This is a genomic window from Mycobacterium angelicum (genome assembly GCF_002086155.1).
In the GTDB taxonomy this organism is placed as follows: domain Bacteria; phylum Actinomycetota; class Actinomycetes; order Mycobacteriales; family Mycobacteriaceae; genus Mycobacterium; species Mycobacterium angelicum.
Genome location: NZ_MVHE01000510.1, coordinates 1 through 210, shown reverse-complemented (window position 1 = coordinate 210; position 210 = coordinate 1). Strand labels below are relative to the sequence as shown.

Annotated in this window: 1 protein-coding gene; it reads right to left on the bottom strand. The window is 56.2% G+C overall.

Features of this window, described 5'->3' with window-relative positions; all coding sequences use genetic code 11:
• Nucleotides 1–10: 10 nt before the first annotated feature.
• Nucleotides 11–210 (bottom strand): WS/DGAT domain-containing protein (locus BST12_RS30470; RefSeq protein WP_139802166.1); only part of this gene is annotated, 200 nt, incomplete at its 5' end.

The window sequence follows — 210 nt, the reverse complement described above, 5'->3', positions numbered from 1 at the left end:
GTGTTTCGTGTCATGCCTGCGCCATCGCGGACTCGACGACTGTCAACTCCACGGAAAGACCAGCGGCGCGGCGTATTTCGATGAAGTCCGCGATCATTCCCGCGGTTACTTCATGCGGGTCCTGCACGGTGGAACCATCGGTTAACACCGAGATATTGAGCTGATCGACATAACTCCACACCGTGATATTCAATCCGCTACCGGCGGTCA